Origin of the sequence: Herbiconiux sp. (assembly GCF_023264895.1) — a bacterium.
GTDB lineage: Bacteria > Actinomycetota > Actinomycetes > Actinomycetales > Microbacteriaceae > Herbiconiux.
Genome location: NZ_JAHFUY010000034.1, coordinates 1 through 18,381 on the forward strand (window position 1 = coordinate 1; position 18,381 = coordinate 18,381).

The following is an 18,381-nucleotide window of genomic DNA, read 5'->3' on the forward strand; positions in this document are numbered from 1 at the left end:
CCCGCCGCCCCGTCCGCCCCGGCGGCCGGTGGCGTCGACATCATCGCCGAGCTCCAGAAGCTCGCCGCCCTCAAAGACGCCGGCGTGCTCACCGACGCCGAGTTCACCGCCGCCAAGGGCAAGCTCCTCGCCTGACCCTCTGCCGAACCGTCACTTTCCACACCACAGGGGCACAGGATGTGTGGAAAGTGACGTCTCGGCGGGGGTGGGGGCGGGGTGCGTAGAGTTGGGGCGTGACTGACTCCGGAATCGACCTCGCCGAACTCGACCCGACCATCCGCCCCCAGGACGACCTCTTCCGACACGTCAACGGGAAGTGGATCGCGCGCACCGAGATCCCGGATGACAAGGCGCGCTACGGCTCGTTCTACCAGCTCGCCGAAGAGGCCGAGAAGGCGGTGCGCGACATCGTCGTGGAGGCGCAGTCGGCCGCCGAGGGCACGGAGCAGCGGAAGTTCGGCGACCTCTTCACGAGCTTCATGGACGTCGAGCGCATCGACGCCCTCGGCGCCGCCCCGCTCGAGCCGCAGCTCGCCCTCATCGACGCGATCGACGACGTTCCGTCCCTCGCCCGCACGCTCGGCCGGCTCGAGCGCCAGGGCGTGCCCGGTCTCCTCCGTCTCTTCGTCGACAACGACCCCGGGAATCCGGAGCGCTACCTCGTGTTTGTGGAGCAGGGCGGCATCTCGCTGCCGGACGAGAGCTACTTCCGCGACGAGAAGTTCGCCTCGGTGCGCGAGGCCTACCTCGGCCACATCCAGCGGATGCTCGAGCTCGCCGGCCTCGACGACGCGCCCGTGCGCGCCCAGCGCGTGTTCGACCTCGAGACGCTGATCGCCTCCTCGCACTGGGACAACGTGCGCACCCGCGACGCCCAGGCCACCTACAACCTCGTCTCCTGGCGCGAGTTCCTCGACCAGGCCGGCGACGCGGCGACGGTCTCCGAGGCCTCCGCGGACGGCGCGGCGCGCACGTCGCTGTTCGACCTCTGGCGCGAGGCGCTCGACGCGCCGGCCGGGGTGTTCGACGAGCTCGTGGTGCGCGAGCCGAGCTTCATCACGGGCCTCGCCGCCGCCCTCACGGAGGCACCGCTCGAGAGCTGGAAGGACTGGCTGAGCTGGCAGGTCGTGCACGGCTGGGCCCCCTACCTCCCCGGCGCGTTCGTGGAGGAGAACTTCGACTTCTACGCCCGCACCCTCACCGGCACCCCGAGCATGCGCGACCGCTGGAAGCGCGGCGTCTCGCTCGTGGAGGGCTCGATGGGGGAGGCGGTCGGCCGCATCTACGTGGAGAAGTTCTTCCCGCCCACCGCCAAGGCGGCCATGGACGTGCTCGTGGCCAACCTCATCGAGGCCTACCGCGAAAGCATCTCGACGCTCTCGTGGATGAGCCCGGCCACGCGCGAGCGCGCCCTCGAGAAGCTCGGCAAGTTCACGCCCAAGATCGGCTTCCCCGCCACGTGGCGCGACTACTCGGCGCTCTCGATCGACCCCACCGACCTCATCGGGAACGTGCGGGCGACGAGCGAGTTCGAGTTCCAGCGCGAGCTCGGCAAGATCGGCAAGCCGCTCGATCGCGACGAGTGGTTCATGACCCCGCAGACGATCAACGCCTACTACAACCCCGGCTTCAACGAGATCGTGTTCCCGGCGGCCATCCTGCAGCATCCGTTCTTCGACGAGGCGCGGGATGCCGCGGCGAACTACGGTGCGATCGGCGCGGTGATCGGCCATGAGATCGGGCACGGCTTCGACGACCAGGGCTCGCGCTTCGACGGCGACGGCCGGCTCACCGACTGGTGGACGGCGGACGACCGCGAGGCGTTCGAGAAGCTCACGTCGTCGCTCATCGCGCAGTACGACGCGCTCGCCCCCGCCCAGGTGCCCGACCACCACGTCAACGGCGCCCTCACGATCGGCGAGAACATCGGCGACCTCGGTGGTCTCGGCATAGCCTGGAAGGCGTACCTGCTGTCGCTGCGCGACGCATCCGGAGCACCTGTCGAACCGCCCGTGATCGACGGGCTCACGGGAGCCCAGCGGTTCTTCCTCAGCTGGGCCCAGGCGTGGCAGCAGAAGTCGCGCGACGCCGAGGTCATCCGTCTGCTCTCGATCGACCCGCACTCGCCCAACGAGTTCCGCTGCAACCAGATCGTGCGCAACATCGACGAGTTCTACGAGGCGTTCGAGGTGGGTTCTTCGGACGGACTCTGGTTGAATCCAGCTGAGCGTGTGACCATCTGGTAGGTGCGGGCTGCGGTTCGCGCCCCGCTGCGACCCTCTCGGTCGCGCCGACAACTCGAGGAGGCCAGCTGGCATGCCGGATCCGATGCGCCGCCGAGGCCGCGAAGGCCAGCGCGACGAGGCGGCCGCCGCCGACTCGCTGCAGCGCGGCCGACGGGGTGATCCGGCGGGCAGCGGCGGCATCATCTTCCGGCAGGGCTTCGCCGCGCTGACCGAGCTCGCGCTCTCGGGTGTGCAGGTGACCGCCTGTGCCCTCGACCTCGCGACCGGGCGCGTGCTGTTCTCCGTCGACGACCACCTCTCGGTGCCGACCGCGTCGATCGGGAAGGTGCTGCTGCTGATCGAGGTGGCGGCGCGGATCGCGGCTCGGGACGGTGCGGGCGCCGAGTCCCGCGACTCGAGGGGCGGTGCCCGGCCGGGGCCGGGAGCGGAGGGTCTGAGCATCCTGAACCGCACGGCCCACGACACGGTCGCGGATTCGGGGCTGTGGCAGCACCTGCAGGTTCCGGCGCTGCCCGTGGTCGACCTCGCGGCGCTCATCGGCTCCACGAGCGACAACCTCGCCACGAACGTGCTGCTGCGCCGGATCGGGCTCGATGCGGTGCGTGCGCGCGCCGAGTCGCTCGGGCTCCGGCGCACGCTGCTGCTCGACATCGTGCGCGACGAGCGGGGTCCGGATGACGCGCCGCAGCTCTCGGTCGGGTCGGCGCGCGAGCTGGCGACGCTGTTCCGGCGGCTCGAGCTCGGTGAGATCGTCGACGAGACGGCCTCGCGGCTCGTGACCGGCTGGCTGCGGCTCGGGGTCGACCAGTCGCTCGTGGCGAGTGCGTTCGGGTTCGATCCGCTCGCCCACACGGGGATCGACCACGGTCTGACGCTGTTCAACAAGACGGGGTCGGATGCGGGCATCCGCTCCGAGGCCGGCGTGCTCACGGGGCCGAGCGGTGGGATCTCCTACGCGGTCACGATGCGCTTCAACGACGAGCACCTGCGCAACCGCCTCGCCGTGATCGAGTCGATGCGCACGCTCGGCACCGACTTCCTGGAGTACGTGCACTGAGCGCGTGCGGCTGCCTTGCCTGTCGCCGCGGTCCCGCCGCCGTGGTCCTGCCGACTTGGCACTAGATGGGCCTGAAGTCGCCGACTTGACACAAGATGTGCCAAGTCGGCGGTTTTAGGCGCCACTTCTGTCAAGTCGCGGGCAGGGAGAGCGAGGGCCGACAGCGCGGGCGGGGAGGCGAGGGTGGGAGGCGGAAGTCGCGGGTGCGTCGGCCGGTCTGGCGGTGAGGCGGCGGAGGATGCGCAGGGTCTCGCCCACGGCCGGGACGCGGTCGGCGCCCGGGCGCGTGACCGCCACGATCATCCGGTGGTCGCCCGACGTCGTGGGGGCCGAGGCCACCCCCGGCGGCAGGGGTGAGGCCGTGATGGTGAGGGCCGGCAGGAGCGCGACGCCGAGACCCTCCGCGACCATGCTCATCACGGCCACGAAGTTGTCGGTCTCGAAGGCGATCGTGGGAGCGAAGCCGCTGCGGGCGCACGAGTCGAGGAGGTGGGCTCGACAGCGCGGGCAGCCGGCGATCCACGTCTCGTCGCGGAGGTCTGCGAGGTCGACCGCCGGGGCCGGGGCCGGGTCGGGGGCGCCGGATGACGCGGGGTGCTCCGATCCGGGAGGCTGCCGCAGGGCTCCGTGCCCGTGCGGCACGAGCACGAGCAGCTCGTCGCGGGCGAGCTCGTGCACGACGAGGCCCTCGGCCCCCGCGGCGAAGGGATCGTCGCGGTCGGCGGGGTGCCGGAACGCGATCGCGATGTCGATCGCTCCGTCGCGCACGGCGGCGATCGCCTCGGGCGGTTCGGCCTCGAGGTAGGTGAAGCGCACGCCTTCGTGCTCCTCGCCCATCGAGCGGATGAGTCGCGGCACGATCGTCGACGATGCCGACGGGAAGGCCGAGAGCCGCACCTGCCCCGAGCGCAGGCCCGCGAGGTCGGCGAGCTCGCCCGACGCCGATTCGAGAGCGGCGAGCACGGTGGCGGCGTGCCTCGCGATGACGAGCCCGGCATCCGTCAACCGGATGCCACGCCCCGCCCGGGTGACCAGCGGCATCCCGATGCGGGCCTCGACCCGTTTGATCTGCTGGCTGAGCGCGGGCTGACTGAAGCCGAGCACTCCGGCTGCGCGCGTGATCGAGCCGTACTCGGCCACAGCCGACAGGAGCCGCAGGGTCTGCGAGTCGAGATCGAACGCACTCGGGAGCGGGGTGAGGGTCATGAGGCGAGTGTAGCCGGATGCATCACGTCAGGTTATGGAGAGCATGGCTGACTGGGTGTTGTCCAATGAGTGCAGCGGCGGGACCATGGGGGCATGGACACGATGGACGAGCTGCGCGGGCACTTCGACGTGCGGCCGGGCTACCTCGCCGCGTGCATGATCGGGGTGCCTCCGCGCGAGACGGTGGCGGCGCTCGCCGACGACCTGGCCGACTGGTCGCACGGGCATCCGGAACCGGCTCGCTACGGCGCCGCGGTCGAGCGGGCGCGGTCGGCGTACGCGGGGCTCGTGGGGGTGCCGGTCGACGACGTCGCGGTGGGGTCGCAGGTGTCGGTGCAGGCCTCTCTCGTGGCGGCGTCGCTGCCCCCGGGCTCCGAGGTGCTCGTGGTCGACGGTGACTTCAGCTCGATGGTGTTCCCCTTTCTCGTGCAGGAGCAGCTCGGGCGGCTCAGCGTGCGGTGCGTGCCGCTCGCGGGGCTGGCGGATGCGATCGGTCCGGCCACGACGCTCGTGTCGTTCTCGCTCGTGCAGTCGGCCACCGGGGCGCTCGCCGATGTCGAGGCGGTGCTGGCGGCCGCCGCGCTGCACGGAGCGGCGACGTTCTGCGACACCACGCAGGCCTGCGGCTGGATGCCGGTCGACGCCTCGCGCTTCGATGCGACGGTGTGCCACGCCTACAAGTGGCTGTGCGCTCCGCGGGGCACCTCGTTCCTCACGCTGAAGCCCGCGTTCGCCGAGCGGATCGTGCCGGCGCAGGCCGGCTGGTACGCGGGCGACGACGTGTGGGGCTCGTGCTACGGCCCCGGGATGCGACTGGCGGCGGGGGCGCGCCGGTTCGACGTCTCGCCGGCGTGGCAGGCGTGGCTCGGCACGGCGTCGTCGCTCGAGCTGTTCGCCCGGGCCGACCTCGGTGCCGTGCGGGAGCACTGCGTGGGGTTGGCCGACGATCTCTGCGCCCGGCTCGGTGTCCCGTCGAGCGGATCGGCGATCGTGACGTGGCCGGATGCGGACGGCAGCGCGATCGCGGCCCTCACGGCGGGGGGCATCGCGGCGTCGGCGCGGGCGGGGCGGGCGCGCGTGGCGTTCCACGTGTGGAACGACGCCGCCGATGTCGAGCTCGTGTGCGAGGCGCTGGGGCGCTGAGCCCGGGGTGTCGCTGGGGGGTGTGGCCGGTCGCCCGCGGCTCGCGCTCTCGCTCGGCGCGCTCTGGCTCGCCCGCTCGCCTCACTTGACAGAAGTTGCGCCTCTGGCTCCTGACTTGACACAAGATGTGCCAAGTCGGCGGCTATTCGCGCAGGTAGTGTCAAGTCGCGGTCGCGGTCGCGGTCGCGGTCGCGGCGTCGGTGGCTGGGTTGGTCGGCCAGCGGAGGCGGGCGCCCTCAGTCGACGAGGCCCGCCGCCACAAGCCGGCTGAGCGTCTCCGCCCCGGCCGGCGGGCAGCGGTGGGCGTCGGCCGAGGTGACCCAGTGCAGCGCGTCGATCTCGCTCGAGGCGCGCGGCGCATCCGGTGTCGATGCCCCGAAGACCTGCATCTCGACCTGGCGGCCCTCGGGCTCGCCGTGGGCCTGGGTCGTGACCGTGAACAGCGGCGTCACCTCGGCGGGGTCGAGCTCGACGCCGATCTCCTCGCGGGCCTCCCGCACGGCCGCCTCGGCCGCTGTCTCGCCCGGATCGATCTTGCCGCCGGGCATGTAGTGCACGTCGCGAGCGCGGGCGGTGACCATGAGCAGCCGGCGGTCCCGGATGAGCGCGACCGCCGCGACCCGGATCGGGTGCAGCGGGTTCTCACCGTTCACGCGTCACCAGCTCGCCCACTTGACAGAAGATGCGCTCATTCTCGTCGACTTGGCACGTCTTGTGTCAAGTGGGTGAAAGCGGCGGCGGGGGTCAGGCGCCGGCGCGGCGGTAGTCGTCGAGGTCGACGGGGCCGGAGGACGGGTCGTCGAGCGACTCCGAGAGGGCCGACTGGAGCGCCGAGCGCTGCGCGGCCTCGGAGCCCAGGCCGAAGAGGGTCTCGACCGCCGCGAACACCTCGTCGGCCCGGCCGTCGCGCGCGAGCTCGCGCGCCCGCACGGAGGGCGAATGCAGGATGACGCCCACGAGGTGACGGAGCGCCCGCTCGGTCTGCGCCGCGGCCTCCGCACCCGTCAGCGTGGCCGTCGGCGAGGCGCCGAACGCGCCGGCGCGCCCGCGGGAGCGCTCGATCTCGGCGTCGAGGAGGTCGAAGAGGTGCGCGCGCAGCGAGACGATCGCGGGGGTGACGGCAGCCTCGGCCTTGCCCGCGCGGTACTCGGCGGCGGCCTGGTCGACGAGCGCGCGCGCATCCGACTCGGCGTTCAGCTCGTCGAGGGGGGCGTGCAGGCTGATGGTCTCGAGGTCGAGCAGCTCGGTGCCGTGGACGCCGGAGACGGCGGGGTCGACGTTGCGCGGCAGCCCGAGGTCGATCACGAGCCGACGCTCGAAGGCACCCGGCAGCGCAGCCGCGGCGGCGAGGTGCTCGGCGTCGAGAACCACGGTCTCGGCAGTCGAGCAGGTGATGACCACGTCGGCGGTGGCCACGGCCTGGAGATAGCCCTCGGCCGCGACGGGCTCGAGCTCCTGCTTGGCGGCGAACACCGCAGCACGGCCCGAGGGGGAGTAGACGCGGATGTCGGTGACACCCCGGTCGCGCAGGTTCGACAGCGTGACCCGCGCGTACTGGCCCGTGCCGACGAGCAGCACGCGCGTGCGGGCCCACTCGGTGACGCGGCTCTCGGCGAGGTCGAGCGCGAGGCGGGCGAGTGAGCGGCCGGCGCCGCCGAGCCCCGTCTTGGTCTTGACACCCCGCGAGGTGTGCGCAGCCCGCTGGAAGAGGCGCTCGAGGTCGGAGGAGGTGGTGCCCTCGATGCGCGCGGTGCTGAGGGCGCGCTTCACCTGGCCGGCGATCTCGTCTTCACCCACGACGACGGATTCGAGTCCCGACGACACCGAGAAGAGGTGGTCGGCCACGGTGTCTCCGCAGAGCACGGTGAGGCTGTCGCGCAGCTCGCCCACGTCGGTGCCCGCGGCCCCGCCGAACTCCTCGGCCGCCTGCTCGACCGCCAGGGAGACCCCGGCGGTGAGCGGCTCGTCGATGTCGAGGTAGGCCTCGAAGCGGTTGCAGGTGGCGAGCACGACGGCCCCCTGCACGAAGTCGCTCTCGGCGACCAGCCGCTTGGCCACGTCTCCGGTGCCCACCGAGAGCTTCTCGAGGAGGTCGAAGCTCGCGTTCCGGTGGTTCGCGGTCAGGCAGATGAGCACTGAGCAATTGTACGCCCGTTGCGGATGTGCCCGTGCTGAAAGCAGGGCATCCGTCGGATGGGGCGCGGTGTCATGGTGTCGGGAGCGCTGCGGTCAGTCCCACAGCACCGTCGGGTTCTCGGCGGCCATGTCGACCGAGGGAGTGCCGAGCGACGGGCCGAACAGCAGGCTGCAGACGCCGGTCTGCCCGTTCTGGGTGCACGGCGCCTCGACGTCGATCGAGCCGACGTAGTCGCCCTGCGCGAGGGTGGGGTTGTCGTAGCTGAGCGTCGCCTCGAGCGAGTCGAGTGTCGTGATGGTGTCGGCGGGCAGCGTGCGCTTGATGGTGCCGTCGGTGAGCTGCGTGCCGTCGTCGAGCGTGGGCTGCAGGTCGAGCCCGCAGCCGGCGACGAGCGATGTGGAGGCGACGCAGGCGTCGACCGCGGCGCGCACGAGGCTCCGGAACTGGGCGAGCCCGGCCTCGGAGAGCTCGGCGGTGGTGTCGGAGAAGTCGGCCGTGGAGTACGGATCGGTGACCACGACGGTCGGGGTTCCGGCGATCGTGAAGTTCGGCAGGGGAGTGGCGAGCTCGTAGGTGCCCGGGAAGACCTGCAGGTCGTCGCCCTCGGCCGGCTGGCCGTTGACCGTGACGTCGAGCCCGTCGAACTGGCCGAGCGGCAGGTAGGCGAGGCCGCCGTTGATCTCCCACACGCCGTCGTCGTCGTAGTCGAGCACCGAGAACTCGGTGTCGACGGACGAGCCGCCGATCGAATACGAAGTGGTCACGATGGAGGAGCCGTTGTCGGTCACCTCGTTGAGGATCGTGATGTCCGTGATGGCGCCGAGCTCGGCGGAGGCGGCCAGGACGTGCCCGGTGAGGAGGGTGTCGTCCTCCGGCTCGTCGCTGATCAGGCTGAGCGCGGTCTCGGCGTCGCCCTCGGAGACAGCGGTGAGGTAGTCGGTGACGACGACCGAGGGGGAGTCGCCGGCGTCGCCGCCCGATCCACCCGCGCCGGGGTCGCTCCCGGCGGAGCCCGCGAACTGGTTGACCAGCACGACGGCGATCACGATGACTATCACGAGAAGCAGGGCGACGCCGCCGAGGATGATGCCGACGATGGCACCGGTGCCGAGGCGCTTGCGCGGGGGCTGGGGGCCCTGCGGTCCCTGGGGGCCCTGGGGGCCGTTGCCCTGGCCTGAGGCCTGGGGGTAGCCGGGGTGGGGCTGCTGCTGGCCGTAGGGCTGCTGGGGCTGGTTCGTCTGGGGGTAGCCGGGGTGGCGCTGCTGGCCGTACGGCTGCTGAGGCTGGTTCGCCTGCGGGTAGCCGGGATGCGGCTGCTGCTGGCCGTAGGGCTGCTGAGGTGCTGGGGGCTGCTGGTACGCGGGCTGCTGGTACTGAGGCGGCTGGTACTGGGGAGGCTGCTGGCCTGGGTAGGTCGGATACGGCGGTGCCGCATCCGGTGCACCCTGGGCCGTGGGCGGCGTGCCGGGCGCACCCTGCGCCGGGGCCGGTGCATCCGGAGCACCCTGCGCGGGGCCCGCCGCATCCTGAGCGCCCTGCGCCGGAGGCTGCTCAGGCGCCCCCTGGGCGTCGCGTCGCTGGTCGTCGGCCTGGTCGTCGTTGCTCATGGAGCCTCCCCGTCTGCGTCCTGTCTACCACCTGGGACCGACGGCGGCCCAGCCTCCGCGCATCCGTGTTCCGTAGGATGTGGCGGTGACTCTGCCCGCGAACCATCCCCTCGAAGACGGCCGTACGAGCGCATCCGCTCTGGTCACCACCTACCGCGGAACGCGCGGTGACCGCACGCCGGTGTGGTTCATGCGGCAGGCCGGCCGGTCGCTGCCGGAGTACCGCGAGCTGCGCGTGGGCACCCGGATGCTGGACGCCTGCCTCGACCCGGCCATGGCCAGTGAGATCACGCTGCAGCCGGTGCGGCGGCACGGGGTCGACGCGGGGATCTTCTTCAGCGACATCGTCATCCCGCTGAAGCTCGCCGGGGTCGACGTCGAGATCGAGCCGGGGCGCGGCCCCGTGCTCGCGAAGCCCGTGCGCACGCTCGCCGACGTCTCGGCCCTCCCCGATCCGGCCGGCGCCGACTTCTCGGCCATCGCCGAGGGCGTCGCCCTGACCGTGGCGGCTCTCGGCAGCACGCCGCTGATCGGGTTCGCCGGGGCGCCGTTCACGCTCGCGGCCTACCTCGTGGAGGGCGGCCCGTCGAAAGATCACATCCGCGCCCGCACCCTCATGCACTCCGACCCCGAGGCCTGGGACGGCCTGCTCACCTGGGCCGCCGACGTCACGGGCGCCTTCCTGCGCTCGCAGGTGCTCGCAGGCACGAGTGCGGCGCAGCTGTTCGACTCGTGGGTGGGGTCGCTGTCGAAGGCCGACTATGTGGCGCGGGTGGCCCCGTACTCCGCCCGCGCGCTCGCCGCCATCCGGGACCTCGACGTGCCCGTGGTGCACTTCGGTGTGGGCAGCGGCGAGGTGCTGGCCGAGATGCGGGACGTGGGGCAGCGCGGCGGATCGGGCGCTTCTCGCGTGGATGGTTCGGGTGCTTCTCGCGTGGATGGTTCGGGTGCTCCTCGCGTGGATGGTTCGGTCGCTCCTCGCGTCGACGCCGTGGGGGTCGACTGGCGGATCCCGCTCGACGAGGCGGCTCGGCGGCTGGGTGGGTCGGTGACGGTGCAGGGCAACGTCGATCCGGCGCTGCTGGCGGCTCCGTGGCCGGTGCTCGAGGCGCACGTGCTCGACGTGCTGCGGCGCGGGCGGAGCGCCAGGGCGCACGTGCTGAATCTGGGGCACGGGGTTCCGCCGGAGACGGATCCCGACGTGCTGACGCGGATCGTCGAGCTCGTGCACGCGCAGGGCGGGGCGGATGGCTCGATCGGGTCGGATGGCGGGTCGGACGGGACGAGCGGGTCGTGAGCGATCCGGAGCTCGGACGCCCCGGCTCGTCGCCGGAGGCGGAAGGCCGGGACACCGACTGCGACGTGGTCGTGGTGGGCGGAGGTGTCGCCGGGCTCGTGATGGCGCGGCAGCTGGCCCGGTTGGGACTGTCGGTGACCGTGGTGGAGGAGCGCCCGGCGCTCGGCGGATTCGTGGCCTCCCACGTGGTGGCCGGCGTGCGACTCGACGCCGGGGCCGAGAGCTTCGCCACCCGGAAGGGCACCGTGGCGAGCCTCGCGAAGGAGCTCGGGCTCGGCGACGACATCGTGACGCCAGCGCCGGCCGGAGCGTGGGTGGCGTGGGGCGGCGGGGCTGCTCCGCTGCCCGCTGCCGGCGTGCTCGGCATTCCCGGGGTGCCGCTCGCCGACGACGTGCGGCGCATCATCGGCTGGAGCGGATCGCTCCGCGCCTACCTCGACCGCCTCATGCCCCTCCTCCGCGTGCGCCCCGAGCACGACCTCGGCGACATCGTGCGCCGTCGCATGGGCGCGAAGGTGCTCGACCGGCTCGTGACCCCCGTGGTCGCCGGGGTGCACAGCGCCGACCCCTCTGTGGTCGACGTGCGCACCGTGGCGCCCGGCCTCACGCAGGCGATGACCACGCAGGGGTCGCTCTCGGGCGCCGTGATGGCGCTGCGCGAGCAGGCGCCGGCCGGGTCGCAGGTGCAGGGCATCGTGGGCGGGGTGTTCCGGATCGTCGAGGCTCTCGAGGCGGATGCGCGGTTCTACGGAGTGCGGGTTGTGACGTCGGCGCGGGTGGTGGGGGTGGCGCGGCTGGGGGCGGGGTCGGTGGCGGGGGATGCGGGCTCCACGGGCGCTTCGGTGCGGACAACGCCATCTCTCGACGCCACCGAGGCGTATGCGGTGGAGGTCGTGCGCAGGGTTGGCGAAGTCCGCGACGGGGCGGCCTCCGCAAGGGCAGATGCGGGTGCGGATGCCGGTGCGGGTGCCGGTGCGGCGGCCGCGAGTGCGAATGCGGCTGCGGCGGGCACGGCGGGCGACCTCGAGACGATCCGGGCGCGGGCCGTGGTGGTGGCGACCGACTTCCGGCCGGGGCTCGCGCTTCTGGCGGGCCTCGGCGTGGGATCGGCGGCGGCAGGCGCCACCGCGGCCCTGCCGGGGAAGACGGAGTGGCCGGAGCCGGCATCCGTGACCCTGGCCACGCTCGTGATCGACGATGCTCGGCTCGACGCGCATCCGCGGGGCAGCGGCGTGCTCGTGGCGGAGGGCACGCCCGGCGTGGCCGCCAAGGCGCTCACGCACTCGAGCGCGAAGTGGGAGTGGCTGGGCGCGAGCCTCCCCTCCGGCCGGCACGTGCTGCGGCTGTCGTACGGGCGGCGTCCGGTGCCCGCCGGAACGAAGGGGACGGCGAAGGCGGTTCGACCTGAGGCTGCCGCACCCCAGGTGGACCGCGCGACGGCGCTGAGCGACGCGAGCGCTCTGCTCGGGGTCCCGCTGCAGGATGCCGACGTGGTCGACTTCGCCCTCACCGCCTGGAACGACTCGCTCGCCTTCGCGACCGTCGGCCACAAGGCACGGGTGCGCCAGGCGCTCGCCGCGGTCGCCGAGGTGCCCGGGCTCGACGTCGTGGGCGCGTGGGTGTCCGGCACGGGACTCGCAGCCACCGTCGAGCACGCTCGAGTGACGGCCTCCGGCCTCGCGGCGGAGCTCCGAGGGGATCGCAGACTCGACCGCGAGGACTGACCGACCTGACTGACCTGGCCGACCGGCCTGGCCGACCGGCCTGGCTCACCGACCTGACTGACCGTCGCCCGTTAACCTCTCCGCCGTCGTCATGCGGCTCCAGAGCGAGAGGACTACGCTGGTGGAGACCTTGAAGTCATCGATCGGAGATCACATGCGCGGAAAGATCGTGTTCGTCGTCGGCCTGGCCACAGGGTATGTCCTGGGCACCCGCGCCGGTCGTGAGAGGTACGAGCAGATCAAGGCCGGTGCCGAGAAGGTGTGGAGCACTCCCACCGTTCAGGCCGGCGTGGAGAAGGTGCAGGAGATCGCCGGAGCCCGTGTCGACGTGGCGAAGGCCAAGCTGTCGCGCCAGGCCCGCAACGCTCTCGCCTCGCTCATCGGTCGTGAGCCGCTGAGCGACCCGAAGCAGTCGAGCCGCCCCGGGTCGAAGGCCCCGACGGCTCGGAAGCCCGCCACGAGGCCGAGTTCCGCTGCCGGCACGGCGGCCAAGCCGGCCGCTGCGAAGAGCGCCCCCGCGAGGTCGACCACCGCGAAGCCGTCCGCGGAGAAGTCGACCTCCGCCAAGACGACCTCTGCGAAGCCCACCGCCGCGACGTCCGGCGCCGCGACGTCCGACTCGTCCGATTCGGGCGAGTAGCCCGAGAACTGGAGTACACCCCGTGACCGAAGAACGCGACAAGCGCGCTCGCCGCTCGCTCGTCTCCCTGTTCGCCGAGCTCCCCACGCTCGTCATCCAGCTCCTGAAAGACGAGATCGAGAACCTCAAGCGCGAACTCACCGCGCGGCTGGCGAAGCTCGGCATCGGCATCGGCCTGTTCGTGGCCGCCGCCCTCTTCGCCTTCTTCGCTCTCGCGACCCTGATCGCCGCGGCGGTGCTCGGCATCGCCACGGCGCTTCCGGCCTGGCTCGCAGCTCTGATCGTGGCGGGCGGGCTCCTCATCCTCACCGCCATCCTCGTCCTGGTCGGCGTCTCGTCGCTGAAGAAGGGCCTGCCACCCGTGCCCGAGGATGCGATCTCGAGCATCAAGAAGGACATCAACACGGTCAAGGGATTGGGCCAGCCATGAGCGAAGCAGCGGACAAGTCGAAGGCCGCCGTCTCGCCGGCCGACCGCAGCAGCACCGAGCTGCAGGCCGACATCGAGAAGACCCGCGCCGACCTCCGGGCCACGCTCGACGCGATCGAGTTCCGGCTCAACGTGCCCAAGCAGGCCAGGCACGCCGCGCACCGCGTGAAGAGCAGAGTCAAGCGCTTCCAGGCTGCCAACCCGGCGGCCTTCGCCGCGGTCGTGGCCGGAGCCGCCGCCCTCGTCGTGACCGTCGGCGTGCTCGGCTACCGCTCGGCCTCTCGCCGCTAGCCATCCCGCGGGCGCCTCGCGGCGCATCCGCTGGTCAGCGAGAGCAACAGCAGCAGCAACAGATTCACCATCAGCAACACCCCCAGCACCGCCGCACCACACCGCACCGAAATGAAGAGGATCATGACTGACGACCCGACAGTCGCACCCACCGAGACCCACACCGCCCGCGACATCGAGGGATCCGACCCCGTTCCGGTGGTGGGGTACACGCTCTGGGCCGTCTTCCGCCGCAACCCCGACCAGCCGCTCGCGATCGACGGGCACGACGTGGCCGGCGCGCTCGAGGAGGTCGACGCCGCCATCGCCATGATCGAGGACGAAGACGTCATGGTGCGCGGCATCTACGACGTCTCGGGCCTCCGCTCGGATGCCGACATCATGGTGTGGCTCCACGGCAGCGTGCCCGAGACCCTGCAGTGGGCGCTCCGCCAGCTGCGCCGCACGAGCCTGTTCGTGACCCTCCTCCCCACCTGGAACGCGATGGGCGTGCACCGCGACGCCGAGTTCTCCGCCAACCACCTCCCCGCGTTCATGCGCGGCAAGGAGCCGGCGGCGTGGCTCACGGTCTACCCGTTCGTGCGCTCGTACGAGTGGTACATCCTCCCCGAGGAGGAGCGCCGCCGAATGCTCGCCGAGCACGGCCGGCAGGGTGCTCAGTACCGCTCGGTTCTCACCAACACCGTGGCGTCGTTCGCGCTCGGCGATTACGAGTGGATCCTGGCCCTCGAAGACGACGACCTGCTGAACCTGGTCGACCTCATGCGCCACCTGCGGGCGACGGATGCGCGGCTCCACGTGCGCGAGGAGGTCCCCTTCTACACGGGGCGCCGGATCGAGGTCGCCGAGATCGTGGAGGTGCTGCAGTGAGCGCCGTGAACCTGGGATCCGGAGACGCCGGAGCGGACTCGGCCGTGGATTCATCCGGCACCCCCGCCCCCGTCGTGCTCGCGGCGAGCCCGGCTGCTCTGCACGGTCCGGAGCACGTCACCGTGCCCGTGGCCTACGACGCCATCCTGCTCGCCTCGTTCGGCGGGCCGGAGGGGCAGGACGACGTGATCCCGTTCCTCCGCAACGTGACCCGTGGCCGTGGCATCCCCGACGAGCGGCTCGAGGAGGTGGCGCACCACTACCGCGCCTTCGACGGAATCAGCCCGATCAACGCCCAGAATCGCGCCCTCAAGGCCGCACTCGAGGCCGAGATCGCCGAGCGCGGCCTCGACCTGCCTGTGCTCTGGGGCAACCGCAACTGGGACCCCTACCTCCGCGACGCCCTCGTCGAGGCCGACGAACGCGGCTACCGCTCGCTCATCGCCGTCGCGACGAGCGCCTACAGCTCGTACTCCAGCTGTCGGCAGTACCGCGAGGACTTCGCGATCGCACTCGACGAGACCGGCCTCGGCGGACGCATCACGATCGACAAGGTGCGGCAGTTCTTCGACCACCCCGGATTCGTGCGCCCCTTCATCGACGGCGTGCGCGACGCTCTGGCCGACATCGAGGCGCGCTTCGAGGGGATCGATCTCGCGCGCGAGGTCGAGGTGCTCTTCACGACCCACTCCATCCCGACGGCCGATGCCGATCGCTCTGGCCCTGCAGCCCGCGGATTCGGCGCAGGCGGTGCCTACGCCGCACAGCACGAGGCCGTGGCCGAGGTGGTCATGATGGCTGCGGCCGGCGGTGGCACGGGCGGAACCGGCACCGGAGCCTCCGGCCCGGCCATCTCGTGGCAGCTCGTGTACCAGTCGCGATCCGGGCCGCCGAGCCAGCCGTGGCTGGAACCCGACATCAACGATGCGATCGCCGAGCTGCCCGCCCGTGGCATCCGTGCCGTCGTGATCGTGCCGCTCGGCTTCGTGAGCGACCACATGGAGGTGCTCTGGGATCTCGACAACGAGGCGCTCACGAGCTGCGAGGAGCACGGCCTCTACGGGGTGCGCACGCCCACGCCCGGTATCGACCCCGCTTACGTCAAGGGTCTCGTCGACCTCGTGCTCGAGCGCGTTCACGGCACCGCCGTGGCTGCGCGGCCGGCCGTGACGCAGCTCGGACCGTGGTACGACGTCTGCCGCCCCGGTTGCTGCGAGAACGTGCGGCTCGGCTTCAAGCCCGCTGTCTCCGGAATAGCGCCGTGAGTTCGCGGCCGCTGCGCGTCGCCACCCGGGGCAGTGCTCTCGCCCGGGCGCAGACCGGTCATGTGGTGGCCGCCCTGCACGAGGCGACCGGTGTCGAGATCGATGTCGTCATCATCACCTCGGAGGGCGACAGGTCGAAGGAGTCGCTCGCGAGCCTCGGCGGGACGGGCGTGTTCGCGAGCGCACTGCGCGAGGCCCTCGTGGCCGGCGAGTGCGACATGATCGTGCACTCCCTCAAGGATCTGCCGACCGCTCCGTATGAGGGACTCGCGATCGGTGCGGTGCCCGAGCGCGAGGATCCGCGCGACGCCCTGTGCAGCCGCGACGGGCAGACGCTCGACGAACTGCCCGAGGGCGCGCGCGTGGGCACCGGTTCACCGCGACGGGCGGCCCAGCTGCTCGCGCTGCGACCGGACCTCGAGATCGTCGACATCCGGGGCAACGTCGACACCAGACTCGCTCGCGTGCGCGACGGGGATCTGGACGCCGTCGTGCTCGCGTCGGCAGGGCTTGCCAGGCTCGGTAGGCTGGACGCAGCATCCGAACTGTTCGCGCTCGACATCTGGCCGACCGCACCGGGACAGGGTGCACTCGCGATCGAAATCCGAGAGGGCGACAGCATTCCCGAACTGTTGAGCATCGAGCACTCCGCCACGCGCACGGCTGTTCTGGCCGAGCGCTCGGTTCTCGCCGCCCTCGAGGCGGGGTGCGCCGCCCCCATCGGGGCCACCGCCACCGTGACCGCCGATCTCCTCGAGCTCTCGGCCACCGTGTACCAGCCCGATGGAGCAGCCGAACTCGGCTGCGAACGCAGCGCCGAACTCCTCGGCGACGACCACCTCGTGGCCGAGCTGCTCGGCCAGGCGGTGGCCACCCAGCTCCTCGAGGACGGTGCGGCGGAGATCGCGCCCCTCAGCGGACCCGGCCCGGAGGAGTCGGCGTGACGGCCTGGTCGAAGCGGCCCCTCGGCGGCTGGCGCATCCTCGTTCCGCGTGGCGGTCCGTGGGGTCACGGCGTGGCCGCAGACCTCCGCGCCGTCGGGGCGAAGCCCATCGTCGCACCCATGATCAACTTCGCGCCCACGGAAGACGCGGAGACGCTCGATCGGGCGCTCGAGGCGCTCGCGGCAGGGCGCTTCGACTGGCTCACGATGACCAGTGCCACGACCGTGGACGTGCTCACGGCTCATCAGGCGGTGGTGCCGGGCTCGACCCACATCGCCGCCGTGGGCGAGACCACCGCCGCGGCTCTGACCGCCGCCGGCTACAAGGTGGATCTGGTGCCGCCGGAGGACAACTCGGCGAAGGGGCTCCTGCGCGAGCTCAAGCGCTTCGAGCAGTTCGGCCCGGAACTCCGCGTGCTGACCCTGCGCAGCGACATCGCGAAGCCCGTGCTGACCGAGGGGCTCATCAAGCGCGGTCACACCGTCGAATCGGTCGTGGCCTACCGCACGATCGGCGTGGAGGTCGATCCCCAGATCCGCACCGACATCGCCGAGGGTGCGATCGACGCCGTGTTCGTGACCTCCGGATCGGTCGCCGAGCAGGTGCAGAAGCAGCTCGGCCCCATTCCGGAGTCGACCCTCGTGGCGGCGATCGGGCCCCGCACGGCGGAGGACGCCCGCGCCTACGGCCTGCGGGTCGACGTGATCGCCAAGGGGCGCTCGGCCGAATCGCTCATCAACGCGGTGATCGAGGTCGCGAACGCGCGGCGAGCGGCCGACCCGGATGCCGAGACGGACGACTTCGGGCACTGATCCGGTCATACTGCCCCCTTCACACTGACCCGGTCACGAGGGCCACACCGGCCTGAACTGCACGCTGATGCGCGGACCCACCGCCTGTTTCGTCTTCAGCACCGCGTGCTCGTGCGTGCGCTGGCAGCTGCCGCCCATCACCACGAGGTCTCCGTGGCCGACGGGGAACCTCAACGTCTCCCGCGGGCCGTCGCCGGCCTCCTTGGGCCGGACCGAGAGCGTGCGCTCCGCACCGACGGAGACGATCGCGACCATCGTGTCGCGGTCGATCGCCCTGCCCACGCGATCGCCGTGCCAGGCGACGCTGTCGTCTCCGGTGCGGTAGAAGCACAGTCCTGCCGTCTCGAACACCTGACCGGCGGGCCGCCCGTAGTGGTCGTTGAGCGCATCCTGAGCCCGGGTGAGCACGAGATCGGGGTAATGGGCTCCCCGGCCGAAGTGAGCGACCAGGCGCGGCACGTCGACCACCCGGTCGAACATCTCGCGGCGATCGGCCTTCCACGGCACGTCGAGGGCGAGGCGCTCGAAGAGCGAGTCGGAGTTGGAGAGCCACCCCGGCCGCACGTCGACCCAGGCGCCCTGGCCGAGCTCGGTGCGCTGCACGGTGGAGCCGAGCGGGCCGAGCCCGGGGTCGGCGTCGAGGTCGTCGAAGAGGGAGGACTGATACACGAGATCCATGTCGGCCACCCTACAGACATTCGAAACTATGTTCG

At 71.8% G+C, this 18,381-nt stretch carries 18 protein-coding genes; 13 read left to right on the forward strand and 5 right to left on the reverse strand.

The window, feature by feature from the left end; genetic code table 11:
- Positions 1-42 precede the first annotated feature (42 nt).
- The 3 genes from Q0D57_RS07745 to Q0D57_RS07755 all read left to right on the forward strand — a co-directional run bounded on the left by Q0D57_RS07745 (position 43) and on the right by Q0D57_RS07755 (position 3,303).
- On the forward strand, positions 43-135 hold the full coding sequence (locus tag Q0D57_RS07745; protein ID WP_291040961.1) for an SHOCT domain-containing protein: 93 nt from the start codon (positions 43-45) through the stop codon (positions 133-135).
- 98 nt (positions 136-233) lie between these two features.
- Positions 234-2,246 carry a M13-type metalloendopeptidase gene (locus Q0D57_RS07750; RefSeq protein WP_291040817.1) on the forward strand — a complete coding sequence of 671 codons (2,013 nt, stop codon included), beginning with the start codon at positions 234-236 and terminating at the stop codon, positions 2,244-2,246.
- Positions 2,247-2,316: 70 nt separating this feature from the next.
- Positions 2,317-3,303, forward strand: coding sequence for a serine hydrolase (locus Q0D57_RS07755; RefSeq protein ID WP_291040819.1), 987 nt, complete (start codon positions 2,317-2,319; stop codon positions 3,301-3,303).
- A gap of 114 nt (positions 3,304-3,417) precedes the next feature.
- On the opposite strand, the gene Q0D57_RS07760 is transcribed toward Q0D57_RS07755, so the two are convergent.
- On the reverse strand, positions 3,418-4,509 hold the full coding sequence (locus Q0D57_RS07760) for a LysR family transcriptional regulator (RefSeq protein ID WP_291040825.1): 1,092 nt from the start codon (positions 4,507-4,509) through the stop codon (positions 3,418-3,420).
- Positions 4,510-4,602: 93 nt separating this feature from the next.
- Between Q0D57_RS07760 and Q0D57_RS07765 the strand changes: the two genes are divergently transcribed.
- Complete coding sequence (locus tag Q0D57_RS07765; RefSeq protein WP_291040828.1) at positions 4,603-5,652, forward strand: aminotransferase class V-fold PLP-dependent enzyme; 1,050 nt, start codon at positions 4,603-4,605, stop codon at positions 5,650-5,652.
- Positions 5,653-5,888: 236 nt separating this feature from the next.
- Here the strand turns inward: Q0D57_RS07765 and Q0D57_RS07770 are convergent, their stop codons facing one another.
- The 3 genes from Q0D57_RS07770 to Q0D57_RS07780 form a co-directional block, all read right to left on the reverse strand.
- Positions 5,889-6,305, reverse strand: a complete 417-nt coding sequence (locus tag Q0D57_RS07770; protein ID WP_291040830.1) for an NUDIX domain-containing protein — start codon at positions 6,303-6,305, stop codon at positions 5,889-5,891.
- Between the two features lie 91 nt (positions 6,306-6,396).
- Entirely contained in the window at positions 6,397-7,788 is a 1,392-nt protein-coding gene (locus tag Q0D57_RS07775; protein ID WP_291040833.1) for a glutamyl-tRNA reductase, read from the reverse strand.
- A gap of 93 nt (positions 7,789-7,881) precedes the next feature.
- A complete protein-coding gene (locus Q0D57_RS07780) occupies positions 7,882-9,396 on the reverse strand; it encodes a hypothetical protein (protein ID WP_291040836.1) in 1,515 nt (504 codons plus the stop codon).
- Between the two features lie 85 nt (positions 9,397-9,481).
- On the opposite strand from Q0D57_RS07780, the gene Q0D57_RS07785 reads away from it, so the two are divergent.
- The 9 genes from Q0D57_RS07785 to Q0D57_RS07825 all read left to right on the forward strand — a co-directional run bounded on the left by Q0D57_RS07785 (position 9,482) and on the right by Q0D57_RS07825 (position 17,668).
- Complete coding sequence (locus tag Q0D57_RS07785; RefSeq protein WP_291040839.1) at positions 9,482-10,693, forward strand: uroporphyrinogen decarboxylase; 1,212 nt, start codon at positions 9,482-9,484, stop codon at positions 10,691-10,693.
- On the forward strand, positions 10,690-12,417 hold the full coding sequence (locus Q0D57_RS07790; protein ID WP_291040846.1) for an FAD-dependent oxidoreductase: 1,728 nt from the start codon (positions 10,690-10,692) through the stop codon (positions 12,415-12,417). The genes Q0D57_RS07785 and Q0D57_RS07790 overlap by 4 nt, the downstream gene beginning before the upstream one ends.
- A 154-nt stretch (positions 12,418-12,571) precedes the next feature.
- Positions 12,572-13,057 carry a YtxH domain-containing protein gene (locus tag Q0D57_RS07795; protein ID WP_291040848.1) on the forward strand — a complete coding sequence of 162 codons (486 nt, stop codon included), beginning with the start codon at positions 12,572-12,574 and terminating at the stop codon, positions 13,055-13,057.
- A 22-nt stretch (positions 13,058-13,079) separates the two neighbouring features.
- Positions 13,080-13,487: a phage holin family protein gene (locus Q0D57_RS07800; protein WP_291040850.1), complete on the forward strand. Its 408-nt coding sequence runs from the start codon at positions 13,080-13,082 to the stop codon at positions 13,485-13,487.
- A complete protein-coding gene (locus Q0D57_RS07805) occupies positions 13,484-13,777 on the forward strand; it encodes a DUF3618 domain-containing protein (protein ID WP_291040852.1) in 294 nt (97 codons plus the stop codon). Before Q0D57_RS07800 ends, Q0D57_RS07805 begins: the two co-directional genes overlap by 4 nt.
- A 123-nt stretch (positions 13,778-13,900) precedes the next feature.
- Positions 13,901-14,647: a hydrogen peroxide-dependent heme synthase gene (hemQ, locus tag Q0D57_RS07810; protein WP_291040854.1), complete on the forward strand. Its 747-nt coding sequence runs from the start codon at positions 13,901-13,903 to the stop codon at positions 14,645-14,647.
- Between the two features lie 74 nt (positions 14,648-14,721).
- On the forward strand, positions 14,722-15,912 hold the full coding sequence (locus tag Q0D57_RS07815) for a ferrochelatase (RefSeq protein ID WP_291040964.1): 1,191 nt from the start codon (positions 14,722-14,724) through the stop codon (positions 15,910-15,912).
- A complete protein-coding gene (hemC, locus tag Q0D57_RS07820; protein WP_291040856.1) occupies positions 15,909-16,856 on the forward strand; it encodes a hydroxymethylbilane synthase in 948 nt (315 codons plus the stop codon). Before Q0D57_RS07815 ends, hemC begins: the two co-directional genes overlap by 4 nt.
- Entirely contained in the window at positions 16,853-17,668 is an 816-nt protein-coding gene (locus Q0D57_RS07825; RefSeq protein WP_291040859.1) for a uroporphyrinogen-III synthase, read from the forward strand. The genes hemC and Q0D57_RS07825 overlap by 4 nt, the downstream gene beginning before the upstream one ends.
- Positions 17,669-17,701: 33 nt before the next feature.
- Here Q0D57_RS07825 and Q0D57_RS07830 read toward each other — a convergent pair whose 3' ends face one another.
- On the reverse strand, positions 17,702-18,346 hold the full coding sequence (locus Q0D57_RS07830; protein WP_291040862.1) for an alpha-ketoglutarate-dependent dioxygenase AlkB: 645 nt from the start codon (positions 18,344-18,346) through the stop codon (positions 17,702-17,704).
- Positions 18,347-18,381 lie beyond the last annotated feature (35 nt).

Coding starts and splice junctions, on each gene's coding strand:
- Q0D57_RS07755 (WP_291040819.1), top strand. CDS start 2,317: ATGCCGGATCCGATGCGCCGCCGAGGCCGCGAAGGCCAGCGCGACGAG.
- Q0D57_RS07760 (WP_291040825.1), bottom strand. CDS start 4,509: ATGACCCTCACCCCGCTCCCGAGTGCGTTCGATCTCGACTCGCAGACC.
- Q0D57_RS07765 (WP_291040828.1), top strand. CDS start 4,603: ATGGACACGATGGACGAGCTGCGCGGGCACTTCGACGTGCGGCCGGGC.
- Q0D57_RS07780 (WP_291040836.1), bottom strand. CDS start 9,396: ATGAGCAACGACGACCAGGCCGACGACCAGCGACGCGACGCCCAGGGG.
- Q0D57_RS07795 (WP_291040848.1), top strand. CDS start 12,572: ATGCGCGGAAAGATCGTGTTCGTCGTCGGCCTGGCCACAGGGTATGTC.
- Q0D57_RS07805 (WP_291040852.1), top strand. CDS start 13,484: ATGAGCGAAGCAGCGGACAAGTCGAAGGCCGCCGTCTCGCCGGCCGAC.
- hemQ (WP_291040854.1), top strand. CDS start 13,901: ATGACTGACGACCCGACAGTCGCACCCACCGAGACCCACACCGCCCGC.
- Q0D57_RS07830 (WP_291040862.1), bottom strand. CDS start 18,346: ATGGATCTCGTGTATCAGTCCTCCCTCTTCGACGACCTCGACGCCGAC.